General features: G+C 55.9%; 9 protein-coding genes and 3 pseudogenes. 3 read left to right on the top strand and 9 right to left on the bottom strand.

Annotation, left to right across the window (positions count from 1 at the left end; genetic code table 11):
* Nucleotides 1–77: 77 nt before the first annotated feature.
* Nucleotides 78–983 carry a DMT family transporter gene (locus K0P33_RS15695; protein WP_242149336.1) on the top strand — a complete coding sequence of 302 codons (906 nt, stop codon included), beginning with the start codon at nucleotides 78–80 and terminating at the stop codon, nucleotides 981–983.
* Here K0P33_RS15695 and K0P33_RS15700 read toward each other — a convergent pair.
* The 6 genes and pseudogenes from K0P33_RS15700 to K0P33_RS15725 form a co-directional block, all read right to left on the bottom strand.
* The gene (locus tag K0P33_RS15700) at nucleotides 961–2,940 is read right to left on the bottom strand and encodes a U32 family peptidase (protein ID WP_242149339.1); all 1,980 of its coding nucleotides are present in this window, start codon (nucleotides 2,938–2,940) and stop codon (nucleotides 961–963) included. The genes K0P33_RS15695 and K0P33_RS15700 overlap by 23 nt on opposite strands.
* Nucleotides 2,941–4,307: 1,367 nt before the next feature.
* Nucleotides 4,308–4,688 (bottom strand): RidA family protein, encoded by a 381-nt coding sequence (locus tag K0P33_RS15705; RefSeq protein WP_094953846.1) that lies wholly within the window; start codon nucleotides 4,686–4,688, stop codon nucleotides 4,308–4,310.
* Nucleotides 4,689–4,759: 71 nt separating this feature from the next.
* Nucleotides 4,760–4,918 (bottom strand): annotated as a pseudogene (locus K0P33_RS15710) (beta-ketoacyl-ACP synthase II); the annotation flags it as partial.
* A 94-nt stretch (nucleotides 4,919–5,012) separates the two neighbouring features.
* Complete coding sequence (locus K0P33_RS15715; RefSeq protein ID WP_242149343.1) at nucleotides 5,013–6,296, bottom strand: amidase; 1,284 nt, start codon at nucleotides 6,294–6,296, stop codon at nucleotides 5,013–5,015.
* A gap of 136 nt (nucleotides 6,297–6,432) precedes the next feature.
* Nucleotides 6,433–6,606: pseudogene (locus K0P33_RS15720) on the bottom strand (amino acid ABC transporter substrate-binding protein); the annotation flags it as partial.
* A gap of 205 nt (nucleotides 6,607–6,811) precedes the next feature.
* Nucleotides 6,812–7,225: a VOC family protein gene (locus tag K0P33_RS15725; protein ID WP_094953848.1), complete on the bottom strand. Its 414-nt coding sequence runs from the start codon at nucleotides 7,223–7,225 to the stop codon at nucleotides 6,812–6,814.
* A 113-nt stretch (nucleotides 7,226–7,338) separates the two neighbouring features.
* On the opposite strand from K0P33_RS15725, the gene K0P33_RS15730 reads away from it, so the two are divergent.
* The gene (locus K0P33_RS15730) at nucleotides 7,339–8,199 is read left to right on the top strand and encodes a LysR family transcriptional regulator (RefSeq protein WP_242149346.1); all 861 of its coding nucleotides are present in this window, start codon (nucleotides 7,339–7,341) and stop codon (nucleotides 8,197–8,199) included.
* A 237-nt stretch (nucleotides 8,200–8,436) separates the two neighbouring features.
* Here the strand turns inward: K0P33_RS15730 and K0P33_RS15735 are convergent.
* From K0P33_RS15735 to K0P33_RS15745, 3 genes and pseudogenes are all read right to left on the bottom strand, one after another.
* A pseudogene (locus K0P33_RS15735) lies at nucleotides 8,437–8,547 on the bottom strand (OprD family outer membrane porin); the annotation flags it as partial.
* A 162-nt stretch (nucleotides 8,548–8,709) separates the two neighbouring features.
* Nucleotides 8,710–9,990: a terpene synthase family protein gene (locus K0P33_RS15740; RefSeq protein WP_242149349.1), complete on the bottom strand. Its 1,281-nt coding sequence runs from the start codon at nucleotides 9,988–9,990 to the stop codon at nucleotides 8,710–8,712.
* Nucleotides 9,991–10,540: 550 nt separating this feature from the next.
* Complete coding sequence (locus K0P33_RS15745) at nucleotides 10,541–11,410, bottom strand: oxaloacetate decarboxylase (protein WP_094953879.1); 870 nt, start codon at nucleotides 11,408–11,410, stop codon at nucleotides 10,541–10,543.
* Nucleotides 11,411–11,689: 279 nt separating this feature from the next.
* Between K0P33_RS15745 and K0P33_RS15750 the strand changes: the two genes are divergently transcribed.
* Nucleotides 11,690–12,631: a cupin gene (locus tag K0P33_RS15750; protein WP_242149353.1), complete on the top strand. Its 942-nt coding sequence runs from the start codon at nucleotides 11,690–11,692 to the stop codon at nucleotides 12,629–12,631.
* Nucleotides 12,632–12,861: the final 230 nt, after the last annotated feature.

Raw genomic sequence — 12,861 nt, forward strand, 5'->3', positions numbered from 1 at the left:
GGTTTTGCCTTTTTTAGTCGCTGGAGCCGCTGACCAGCAGATTGCCATAATTGAGCCTCACTTGAGGAGCTTCCATCGTGGACACATCTATTCGTCGCGGGTCGTGGGAAATGGTCGCCGCCATGCTGATCTCGGGCACCATTGGTTGGTTTGTGCTGGTGTCGGGTGTGTCGGTGATCGAAGTGGTGTTCTGGCGCTGTGTGATCGGCGCGCTGACGCTGTTGCTGGTGTGTGCGCTGCTGGGCTACCTGCGGCTGGACCTGCTCAGCTGGGCCAAGCTTGGGCTGGCGATGCTCAGTGGCGTGGCCATTGTGGGCAACTGGTTGCTGCTGTTCGAATCCTATTCCCGTGCTTCCATCGCGATCAGTACGGCGGTGTACAACGTGCAGCCGTTCATGTTGGTGGTGCTGGCGGCGGTGTTTCTCGGGGAAAAGATCACGCTGCAAAAACTGGCCTGGTTGAGCGTGGCGTTCCTAGGCATGTTGGCGATTGTCACCGCCCATGGCGAGCAGCAGAGCGGTGGCGGGGATTATCTGGCGGGTATCGCCCTGGCCCTGGGCGCGGCGTTTTTGTATGCGATTGCGGCGCTGATCATCAAGCGCCTGAAGGCAGTGCCGCCGCACTTGATGGCGTTGATTCAAGTGATTACGGGCGCATTGTTGCTGGCGCCGTTAGTGCCTTGGAACAGCTTGCCTGCAGCGCCCCATGCCTGGGCTGCGCTGGTCACGTTGGGCGTGGTGCACACCGGTTTGATGTATGTGTTGTTGTACGGGGCGATCCAGAAACTGCCGACGGCCATTACCGGCGCGCTGTCGTTCATCTACCCGATTGCGGCGATTTTTGTCGACTGGATTGCCTTTGGGCATCGCCTGGGTTGGCTGCAATGGCTGGGGGTTGCGGCGATTCTGCTGGCGGCAGCGGGGTTGCAGCGGGGCTGGTGGTGGCCCCGCTCCCCAAGGGCTAGTGCGTGCCCTGAAAGATGATATTTTCTGGGTCAAAATGGCCCACGCCGCTGCCTGGCTGTGGCAAGCCCAGGATATGCCCCTTGATCTTGCCCACCACGTGCATTTCGCACGGTTTGCAGTCGAACTTCAGGGTCAGTACTTCATCGCCGTGAATCAGCTGCATCGGCGCCACCTTGGTCTTCACGCCGGTCACACCCTTGGCCTGTTTAGGGCACAGGTTGAACGAGAACCGCAGACAGTGCTTGGTGATCATCACCGGCACTTCGCCGGTTTCTTCGTGGGCTTCGAAGGCCGCGTCGATCAGCTTCACGCCGTGACGGTAATAGAAGTCACGGGCTTTCTGGTTGTAGACGTTGGCGAGGAACGACAAGTGCGCTTCCGGGTACACCGGCGGCGGCGAGGTCTCGGCCTTGCGCCCACCGCGCGGGTGAGCCGCGACCCGCGCAGTGGTCAGCGCTTCGATCACTTCACGGCGCAATGCCTTGAGCTGCGAGTTGGGGATGAAGAACGCTTGCGGCGCGTCCAGCTCGATGTTCGTGGCGTGATACTCGGTGGTGCCGAGTTGGCCAAGCAGATCGCGCAAGGTGTCCAGCGCCTGTTCCGGCTTGTTGGCCACACCGAACGGGCCGGGCAGGGTGACGCTGGCGCTGATCCCTTCTTCGCTGATCGCGGTTACCACCAACTGATCTTCACGCAGGCGTGCCACCCAGGCCAGGCCGATACGGCGTTCGGCCGAGGTCTTGAGCAGGGCCTGTTGCCAGTTATGGTCCAGGTTGCGATTCAGCGGATGGTTCGGGCGCAGTTGATGCAGGCCGGCCGGCATCTCGTTCGGTTCGACGCGGTAGCGGTAACGCTTCTCGCCGTCTTCTTCGAACTCGCCTTTGGGTTCTGCAATGTTGGCGCGGAAACCCACCACTTCGCGTTTGACCAGCACATTGAGGCCGTCGCCGTTGGACAGCGGCTCATGAGTGACGACCTGCAAGTCGCGCTTGCCAGCTTTTTCCACCACACCCACCGGCAGGCCGGTGAAGGTTGGCGTGTCGAACGCGCCGATGTCGATCTTGCGGTCGCTGACAAAGTAGTCGGTGCTACCACGGTGGAAGGTTTTTTCCGGGTCGGGCAGGAAGAAATGCGCGGTACGGCCGCTCGAAGCGCGGGCCAGGTCCGGGCGGTCTTCGAGCACGTCGTCGAGGCGCTGGCGGTAATAGGCGGTGATGTTCTTCACATAGCCCATGTCCTTGTAGCGGCCTTCGATCTTGAACGAGCGCACACCGGCTTCGACCAGCGCGCGAATGTTGGCGCTCTGGTTGTTGTCTTTCATCGACAGCAGGTGTTTTTCAAAGGCCACGACGCGGCCTTGATCATCTTTCAAGGTGTACGGCAGGCGGCAGGCCTGGGAGCAGTCGCCACGGTTGGCGCTGCGGCCATTCTGCGCGTGGGAGATATTGCACTGCCCGGAGAACGCCACGCACAGGGCACCGTGGATAAAGAACTCGATGGCGGCATCGGTTTCATCAGCGATGGCGCGGATTTCTTGCAGGTTCAGCTCACGGGCCAAGACCAACTGCGAGAAACCGGCCTGGTCGAGAAACTTGGCACGGCCCAGGGTACGGATATCGGTCTGGGTACTGGCGTGCAGCTCGATCGGCGGAATATCCAGCTCCATCACGCCCAGGTCTTGCACGATCAACGCATCGACACCGGCGTCGTACAGCTGATGAATCAGCTTGCGTGCAGGTTCCAGCTCGTTGTCATGCAGGATGGTGTTGATGGTGGTGAACACACGGGCGTGGTAACGATGGGCGAATTCGACCAGTTGAGCGATATCGCTCACCTCGTTACACGCATTGTGGCGGGCGCCGAAGCTCGGGCCGCCGATGTAGATGGCGTCGGCGCCATGCAAGATAGCCTCGCGCGCGATGGCGACATCGCGGGCAGGGCTGAGCAATTCCAGGTGATGCTTGGGCAAGGACATAGTTTTTTTAGTCAGGCTTGTCACGGTCGAGGCGTGCATTGTAGCTCTGAAATGCCTGACCGGCATCTACCACAGGGCTATCAGGCCGAATGCGCGAAGGCGACGCCGATACAGTGTGGGAGCTGGCTTGTCGAATCGCCGCACTGCTGCGATGCAGGCACCTCGGTACGTCAGGGATAGCCGGTTGATGCTATCGCAGCATAGGTATCTGCACATCTTTTTATGGGCTGAATTCTTTGGTTGTCGCGGGGGTGCTGGGTACATATCCGTTATTTGGGTAACGGCTGCTATGGGTTCCGCCCTTACGGCGGGTCACTTTTGGAAAAGAGCCCCAAAAGTAACCAAAAGGGCTCTTGCCCCACCACTCGGCACCTCGCTTAGGCTCGGTGTGCCCTCACTCCGGCTTTGGAGCGGGGGCCGCCGCCATGGGCCATCCTTGGCCCATGGCGGCTAAACCGGCGTCCTGCCGGTTTACCCCCGCTCCAAAGCCTGCGTTCGGCCAGCGTGGTTTAACGGGGCGCCTCAGATCAAGATCAAAAGCAAGAGCACGGCGGCCTAGTAGCCGACCTGAGTGGTTAGATCAAAAGCAAAACTGAGGCGGCCTGACAGCCGACCTGATATTTGAAACTGAACTCAATCTAATGTGGGAGCTGGCTTGCCTGCGATGGCATCAACTCGGTGTACTTGATGGACCGAGGTGCCTGCATCGCAGGCAAGCCAGCTCCCACAGAAAAGCAGAGCACTGCAGTGCTGGCAGCCAAACTCGGTCAAAATTGTGGGAGCGGGCTTGCTCGCGAAGGCGGTGGGTCAGCCAGCTCATGTGTAACTGACCCACCGCCTTCGCGAGCAAGCCCGCTCCCACATTGGGATCTCAGTAAATCAGGCAGAGAGTGTACTGCCGTGCTTTTGCTTTTGCTTTTGATCTTGCTTTTGATCTTGATCTTAGGCGCCCCGTTAAACCACGATGGCCGAACGCAGGCTTGAATCCGTGGGTAACCCGGCAGGACGCCGGGTTAGCCGCGATGGGCCAAGGATGGCCCATGGCGGCGGCCCACGGATTCAAGCCGGAGTGAGGGCATGCCGAGCCTAGGCGAGGCACCGAGTGGTGGGGCAAGAGCCCTTTTGGTTACTTTTGGGGCTCTTTTCCAAAAGTGACCCGCCGTAAGGGCGGAACCAATAGCCGCCGTTACCGCAGCAACGGATATGTACTCAATCCACCTAACCCCTCACAGGCTAAGCTCAACTTAAAGAGTTGCGTAAATACCTATGCTGCGATGACTGATACATCGGTCAAAGCAGTATCGACTGACAGCCCGCCATAGCAGGCAAGCCAGCTCCCACATTTGATCTGTATTGCTGGTGAACACTCAGGCCTTGGCCGCCATCGCAGTGACTTCTACACGCATGCCTTCCACGGCCAGTGCAGCCACACCCAAGGCCGCACGAACCGGCCACGGTTTGGCGAAAAAGCGCTTGTAGACCTCGTTGAACGCGGCACGGTCAGCCATGTCGGTGAGGTAGATGGTCAGATGCATAACCCGGTCCATGGAACTGCCGGCTTTCTCCAGCGCGACTTTCAGCGCTTGCAGGGTGCATTCGCTTTGCACGGTGATGTCGCCCAGTTCCAGGCTGCCATCGGCGCGGGTAGGGATCTGGGTGGAGACCAGGATGCCGTTGAAGCCGACGACGTCGGAAGAAATCGAGTCGGCATCCGGATCGGGGGTGTAAGACAGGTCGTGGTTGGCCATGGGCGCCTCTGGTTAGCTGTAACAGAAAGGCGCCATGGTCCCCGAAAACTAAGGCAGGGGCAAACCTTGGGTTACACCCAACGGCGGAACAGCACGCCGGCATTCACGCCACCAAAGCCGAAGCCATTGGACGGCGCGTATTCCATCGGCATGGGCCGCGCTTCGCCGCGCACCCTGTCCAGGCCGTCGGCGAGGGCATCCGGGTTTTCCAGGTTGAGCGTCACCGGGGCGCAAGTACGGTGAAGATCGCTTTTACATTCACCCATCTGCTGGGCATCACGCTAATGCCGCGCATCCGCAACTGGCGCAACCTGCCTCAACCTATTAGCGGGTCGCCCTCAGCACTGCATCAACCTGCTCAGCCGCGTGTAGCAGAGTGCTGTCGTTTCTAAATCCTCCGATCATTTGAAGCCCTGCGGGAAGCGCCCCGGTTTTCCGAGCGAGAGGGATATTGACTTGCGGCAATCCAAATGCCATCCAAAACTTGATGAAGTCGGAAGGTCCCGTGGCTCCGAGGCCCAACGGGGCGACGATGCCACAGCTCGCACCTAAGACTGCGTCAAAAGGCTTGAATATCTCTTCCAAAACGGGGGCCAACTTGGCTAAACGCCTTTTTGCCGCTGACTCTTGCTCCCAGGTTGTCAGACTAGCGCGCTCGAACATGGCTAGCAGTTCAATGCTCAGTTTGTCCGGATGCATTTGCAGTTCCGGGGAGAGTGATCGGGCTCCCTCGCAATCGTTTATCAGCAGATGGTCATCAAATACAGCGGAAAATTCCTCGGGCAGCAGTACCTCGCTTACTTGATGCCCTGCCGATCGCAGATCTTCTACAGCGGCCTCCAGTGATTTGGCTACGTCCTTGTCCACCTGATCCCAACGGGCCGTACGACAAAAGCCGAACGACCGTAAATGGCTTTCATGAGTGCGCTCCGGAAAACCAGGAATCAAGACTTGAGCCATCAGATCCAGGTCACGAACGGAGCGGCCATACCAACCCACGGTGTCGAAACTTGGCGCTAATGGTTTGATCCCCTCAAGAGAAACCAACCCATACGAAGGCTTGAAGGCATAAAGTCCACAATAGGATGCGGGTTTTATCAATGATCCGGCCGTCTGCGTCCCCAAAGCGACCGGGAAAAAACCAGCCGCCATCCCCGCTGCCGATCCGGCACTGGAACTTCCAGGGGTTCTGTCAAGATCATGTGGATTGTGGGTAGGGCCGGTATGCATGTAAGCAAATTCGGTGGTGTGGGTCTTGCCCATAATGACTGCTCCGGCCTGGCGCAGAAGTGAGACGACATGCGCGTCACGCGATGGACAGTTGTCATCATAGATAGAAGAGTAAAAACGGGTGGGATGATCCACGGTGTCATAGTTATCCTTGATCCCCACTGGAACGCCTGCCAGGAGACCTTTCTCGCTAGTCGTTGTTAATTGACCCGCTTGAGTGCGCACCCCGTCGGGGTCGAAAGAAACGAAAGCGTTTATGCTCGGCTCGCGCGACTCGACACGTTCAAGAAAATGGTCAGCTACCGTCTCTGCGATCACGACATCGGAACGTACCCATTTCGCAATGGCAGTGGCATCAGAATTACTAAAATTGTGCATATCGTTCCTTTGGGGCACTGATAACCCGACGGCTGATTAAATGGCTGTCTTACAACCAACTGATTGAGTTTCGCGTTACATCTCCAATGGGTGTTCGCCGAGTAGCACCCAACAGAACCCGCCTATGTATTCAGCTAACTGCTGCGGCTACGGCACGACAGACGTCGGCGTCTATACCAACAATCTTGCCCGTAGAATCCGGAACGGAGAAACCTGGCAACCCATCGGAGACGCCGCATTGAATGAAACCTTTCTTCTGAATGGCGTCCAGCGTGGAACCTGCGAGAGCTGCACTGCTGACGCCAATCATGGACGCTGCAGTTAGTGCAACCCAAGTGAGTTTGAAAACATTCATTCCAATACCTCAAGTTTGTAGAGCGTTATTGTTTTTATCAGACGCTTGAGTGTTGTCGAATGCGCGCAAGCGCTCGACGAATTAATCGTGTGAATGCATCTGAACTTCAGTCACCTCTTTAAGGTTGACCGTTACGGGTATTGCGCTGTCAGGAACACGTTCAAGTTGCGTAAACTGATTCCAAATCAGCGAATCCTTTTATCTCGATAGGATTCCCGGCAGGGTCGAGGAAGAACATTGTTGCCTGTTCACCGGGCTCTCTTGGGAAACGGAGGTTAGGTGAGAGAACAAAGTTCACGTCGCCCTCGATCAGGCGGTCTTTTAAAGCACTCCAATCTGACATTTTCAATATCACGCCAAAATGGGGCATCGGCACCCTATGGTCGCCTACCTTTCCTGTATTACTCACAGAGAATGGTTCGCCCAAGTGCAACGATAATTGATGCCCGAAAAAATTGATGTCTACCCATGTTTCGGTGCTACGACCTTCTTCACAACCCAGCAAATCGCAGTAGAACTGGCGGGAAAGCTCCAAGTCGCGGACGTGATACGCAAAATGAAAAATCGACTGCATCGGTTGCTCCTAAAAATCACCGAAAGGTGTAAATGACTGGACCGGCCGAAGCTTGTGCTGGTTTTATGAAAAGAGATAGCATGTAATTTTTACTTCCATCAAAAGAATTTCTTATGGATACGCGTTATCTGAAAAGCCTCGTCACTGTCGTGGAATGCGGTTCCATCGCTCATGCCGCGCGCGTCGAAGGGCTGACGGCAGCAGCGGTGAGTCAGCGAATTCTCGCACTCGAACGGCAACTCGGCTTTGAACTACTGTCTCGCGTCGGACACGCAGCCAAGCCGAGTGAAGCCTGTCTTGGTCTATTGGCCAGAGCTAAACGCATCGTTCGCGAGGTAGCGCTACTGGCGGGAGACGCCGACGTGGAGGGGCTTACGGGACAGTTGAGAATAGGCGCAATTTCGACCGTTCTGACCGGCTTGCTACCCGGAGCATTGCGGGCCCTGACTGAGTTAGCGCCAGGCCTCAAGCCGGTCATCGTGCCGGGAACATCGCGTTCGTTGTATCAAGCACTTCTCTCAGGCGAACTGGACGCTGCCATATTGGTAGCTCCGCCCTTTGAATTGCCAAAAGCTTTGCATAGGGTGCCACTACGAAAGGAACCGCTGGTTTTCCTATCGAAGGAAAAGTCCTCGGACAGTATCCTTACTCAACTGCAAACCCACTCATACATTCGGTACGATCCAGATTCGTGGGGCGGACGACATGCTGAGCGTTACTTGGCTGACAATGGCTTGATGCCGACGCCCCTGGTGGATCTGGACGCATTAGAGACAATTGCCATGCTGGTAACCGAAGGTCTTGGCGTCAGCCTTGTGCCGTACTGGTCCGGCTTTGAACAGTGGGGCCATAAGTGCGCTGTGGACCGGGTAGGCATTGATCGGTATGACAGAGAGATTGTGCTGATCAGCCATGTTCAGACTGATCGGCCAAACATGTTAAGTGTTTTGTACAAAGTACTTTCAACAGACTAAAACTCATTATTGATCATGTTTTTTATTGAATAGCTGTTTGCGCATCATCCAAAGATTCGACAGGGCTCAGCAAGGTCCGCGGCACAGTATTTTTCGCCAATTCCATGAGGTTTCTTGAGTTCTAGCGGTTGATCAGTGTTATCGCTGGTCGGCTCTTCCAGGTTTATGCTGTATCGGTTGCTTTATAAGTAGGTGCAGCACTTTCAGCTAGCGTGCTTTCGCGGCGATGGCACCGCCTCGGGTGTCATTGATGTCGGCGCCGTTGACGTAGCGGGTCATGAAGCTCAAGCCGGGCATACCGAAGCTGGCCATGTTGAGGTCATAACGCACGCCCCTGAACTGTTCGCCGCAGGCTCTACGGCGGATTTTTTCAGCGCTGAGCATCGGCAGCTCAAGCGGCTGGAAGGCAATAGCGCTGATGTTCGCCTCGTTGCGCGGTAGGCTCAAGATGAGGTTGGTGACGGTGAGACGCAAAAATGCTTTGCTACTCCACGGCTGATTAAACGCCGCTTATAAAATAATATGGCAGTCCAAGGGTGGGACGTTATACCTGTTAATCAGCGTCATCCATTGCCACTGGGCAATCATCCAGCATCTTCCATAGGCGATGTACGTTGGCAGGCTGTCATCGTCAGGCCAGATTAACAATAGCCTTTTCGCAATTTCATTATAATCAACGACAAAGTTGTTTAAGTGACGGACCGCCTCATTAACGTGCTGCTGGGGGGTGCCGTGATCTCGATACAATAAGGCGAAATTTTCTGTTTCTCCATTTATCAGCTCTTTCTTCAAGGACACGACATCATTGACAAATGACGTGTACAGGCTTAGATGATGGTTTAAGTATAAAAACAGAGGGTTTTCTCGAATGTCAGTTGGCAGTGAAAAGCCCCGCAGCAGGCATATCAATTCAAAGTTGGGTACTATTCCAATTGTCATGCTGCGTTTGAAGAAATAGGCCCTCGTAGCAAACCCTGAATCTGTGTTGCCAAGCTCGATGTCACCTGCAGTAGTGTCCGCAGTCCCCCACACGACGCTGCGCATGTACACGACCCAGGAGTCAATGAAATGGTTCGCATCGCCCAAGGGCGCTGTGGCGTTTATTATTTCTTGCCTGTAGTCCAATAATGCATGGCACAGCGGTATAAAATAGGGGTAGCACGTATGATCTATGGTGACGTCTTCAACAGTTAAAATACTGCCTTTCATAATATTGCAAAATACTTCCGTGCATTCATAATTTTTTTTGATGGTGATCAGCTGCCCGTCATTGAAGTGGGCGAAGTTATCCATGATGTCATCGAATAGAAAAATGACAACCCAAAAAATAAGCTGGACTCGTTGGCGTTCAAGCGGAATGTCCGGAGCGCAAATAATACTGATTAGAGCATAATCGATAGCCGTGGCTTTGCTGAATATTGAATCGCTGGTGTTGAACCCCCACGCCGTCATCCAGGCGTAACATTTTTCCTGATACGCTTGGATTGTTTCCGTGCTTGCCGGTTCACGTTGCTGTATCAGTGCCTTCAAAGAAAGTGGGGTGATAATGCGCCCTGCAATCGTTACATGTTCACCCGAGGGCGAGGTGCATTCGCCAAAATCGAAGCTTAGTTCAAATTTATTTGTGCTGTAGGCCTCCCAACGCTCATTTAAATGATGGCCATTGCTGTCATAAAAGCGAAAGTCATACATCGAAAAGTAGACGCCTTGCAGTAATTCTGATGGTTGTCCTGGTCTGTTTTCATAGACGTTTCCAAACGGGGCCATCTTCTTATTGAGGTTGACTGTCATGTCTGCCACTCGCCGTTGTTCTCATGTAGGTAATGTTTCAAGGCTTTGAGTATTTATGTCGAGCAGGTCAATGCTTTTTTAATTTGACCAGATGCAGTAAGCCCTCGATGTAACCATACATGCCAGGGCGCAGTGCTGTGCCCATGCCGTACTTCACCCAGACAGCGGGGGCACCCACGTGGTTGCCAGCTACTACATTTGGCAGCTCGCTTAGTTGTGGTTAAGCGAGGGGAGAGGGGACGTTATGGTTTCGGGAGTATTGGTCTGTTCAAGAGCGAGTGCCAGTATTTGGCGAAAATAAATAGCAATAACGCCTAGGCTTAAAGAGTATATCGAAGGCAGGGGCGAGCCCGTCGCCTGGACGTCCGGCTGTACGCGAGGACGGTGGCCGAATGCAGGAAGTTATTGATGATCAGCGGGCGTATGGAATTCAGCTCGACGCGGCAGATGCAATGGCATGTTGTCGCCAATCACCTGGATCGAGATCATCACCCTGAGGGGAAAAGGAGGTGGAGAGTCTGGCGACTCTCCTACGGTTTGGGGCAGGGTTTTATTCTTTCACATCCATGAACTCTTTCGCCCACGCTACATAGCTTTCCGGCAGCGTGTAGGTATGCGTCAGTTCAGTCGCGCTGAGGTTCGAGGTGCTGCTGGTCAACTTGCGTTGCGCACGCAGGCTGTCGTAAGTCGCCTTGATCGACGCAAAGTAGGCGCCATGCCCGGCTACCACAATGCGCACACCCAACGCGGCCAGGCGTTCGCTGTCATTGAGCTGCGGGTTGCCGTAGGTCACCAGCATCAACGGCACCGTGAGGTTTTCTGCGATCTTTTCAAGGTGGTCGAAGTCTTTGACGCCGACCATGCAAATGCCGTCGGCGCCGGCTTTTTCATAGGCTTTGGTGCGGGCGATGACGTCTTCGGTCGGCAGCACGCCGGCGTTGGTGCGCGCGACGATCGACAGTTGCGGGTCGACCCGCGCCTCGAGGGCGGCCTTGACCTTACCGATGCCTTCCTCGACCGAAATCAGGTCGGTGGATTTACGCCCGAATTGCGCGGGCAACAGCGTATCTTCAATCGTCAGTGCCGCCACGCCGGCGCGCTCAAGCTCTTCGACGGTACGCATCACGTTCAGGGCATTGCCGTAACCGTGGTCGGCGTCGGCGATGACAGGCAGTTGGGCCACACGGCCGATGCGGGTGGCCTGTTCGACGAACTCACTCAGGGTGATCAACGCAAAATCGGGTGCCGCGAGGACCTGCAACGATGCGACCGAACCGCCGAGAATACCGACTTCAAAACCCAGGTCGGCGGCGATACGCGCGGACATGGGGTCGAAGACGGAAGCGGTTTCAACGCAGATTTGTTTGGCAAGCAGTTCACGGAAGTTGCGGCGCAGTGCTGAGTGAGAAATCTTTGGCATGTTCTTTCCTGGCTCTGGTCATCGTCAAGTGACGATCAATGTCTATTCATGGTGACGCCAGATTACCACGCACACGAACGGGGGATTATGACGTTTGAGTATGAGGCAGGCGCCGAGGACAGGGTTCATCGGTTCACGCTTAGGCGATGGACGCGCCTGCTGCACCGTCAAAGGGCATAGCTGCCCCATCCTGCACAACTGCTGTGCCACCTGAGTGCTTAATCCCTGTGGGCGCAATGCCTATAGTGGGTTCAAACCAGCCGAAGACTGAGGTGAACCATGAACAGCGAATTCAAGCCTGACCTGACCCCTGATGTGCCGAGCACACAAGTGGACGCCGAATACTTTGAATACAGCAAGGCCGCCAACCCGATCAGTGCCAATCTGATTACGCGTATTCCTTACCACAGCTTTCCGGCCTCGCTGTATGACAGCGGCCCGTCGCGAGTCGTGGCGCTTGACCTCAGCGATGCGCTGGGCTGCGAGGGCCCGGCGACCGGGCCAGGGCTGTGCGCCAACTTTATTCGGCTGAACGCCGGTGAGTCTCTGGAGCTGCACCCGAATGCGACTTCGCAAGTGTTTTATGTGATCGCGGGGGAGGGCAACGTTGTGCAGGGCGAGCATGAAATTGCCTGGTCTACCGGCTGCTTTATCGCGCTGCCTGGTTTGCTGCAAGCGCGCTTCAGCGCCTTGCAGGATGCGCGTCTGTACTACGTGCACGATGAGCCGTTGTTGCGCTACCTGGGCGTGACGGGCAGCACCGACCGCTTTGTGCCGACCTTGTATCCTGCCGCTCTGGCCAACTTGAAATTGCGTGAAGCGGCGGATGATCCGCGTGCTCAGGACCGCAGCCGTATCAGCATTCTGCTGGGGAATCGCAACTTTCCACAGACCCGAACCGTGACCCATGTGTTGTGGGCCATGTACGGCATTCTGCCGGCCGGCTCGATTCAGAAGCCACACCGGCACCAGTCGATTGCACTGGATTTCATTATCGACTGTCCCACGGGCTGCTACTCGCTGGTAGGCACTGAACTGGATGCCGACGGGCAGATTCGCAACCCGGTACGTGTTGATTGGTCGCCGGGGTTGGCGTTTGTGACGCCGCCGGGGTACTGGCACGCTCACTTCAATGAGTCTGATACTGAAGCATTTCTGATTCCTATCCAGGATGCTGGGTTGCAGACTTACTTGCGCGCGTTGGATATTCGCTTTGGTTGATGGGGGGGGCGTTTCTTTGGGGCGATATGGGTGCATATCCGTTGCTGCGGTAACGGCTTCGTAGGGTTCCGCCCTTACGGCGGGTCACTTTTGAAAGAGCCCAAAAGTAACCAAAAGGCTCTTGCCCCACCACTCGGCACCTCGCTTAGGCTCGGTGTGCCCTCACGCAGGCTTTGGAGCGTGGGCCGCCGCCATGGGCCATCCTTGGCCCATCGCGGCTAAACCGGCGT

Origin of the sequence: Pseudomonas sp. ArH3a (assembly GCF_022648765.1) — a bacterium.
Taxonomy (GTDB): Bacteria; Pseudomonadota; Gammaproteobacteria; order Pseudomonadales; family Pseudomonadaceae; genus Aquipseudomonas.

Coding starts and splice junctions, on each gene's coding strand:
- K0P33_RS15700 (WP_242149339.1), bottom strand. CDS start 2,940: ATGTCCTTGCCCAAGCATCACCTGGAATTGCTCAGCCCTGCCCGCGAT.
- K0P33_RS15705 (WP_094953846.1), bottom strand. CDS start 4,688: ATGGCCAACCACGACCTGTCTTACACCCCCGATCCGGATGCCGACTCG.
- K0P33_RS15715 (WP_242149343.1), bottom strand. CDS start 6,296: ATGCACAATTTTAGTAATTCTGATGCCACTGCCATTGCGAAATGGGTA.
- K0P33_RS15725 (WP_094953848.1), bottom strand. CDS start 7,225: ATGCAGTCGATTTTTCATTTTGCGTATCACGTCCGCGACTTGGAGCTT.
- K0P33_RS15730 (WP_242149346.1), top strand. CDS start 7,339: ATGGATACGCGTTATCTGAAAAGCCTCGTCACTGTCGTGGAATGCGGT.
- K0P33_RS15740 (WP_242149349.1), bottom strand. CDS start 9,990: ATGACAGTCAACCTCAATAAGAAGATGGCCCCGTTTGGAAACGTCTAT.
- K0P33_RS15745 (WP_094953879.1), bottom strand. CDS start 11,410: ATGCCAAAGATTTCTCACTCAGCACTGCGCCGCAACTTCCGTGAACTG.
- K0P33_RS15750 (WP_242149353.1), top strand. CDS start 11,690: ATGAACAGCGAATTCAAGCCTGACCTGACCCCTGATGTGCCGAGCACA.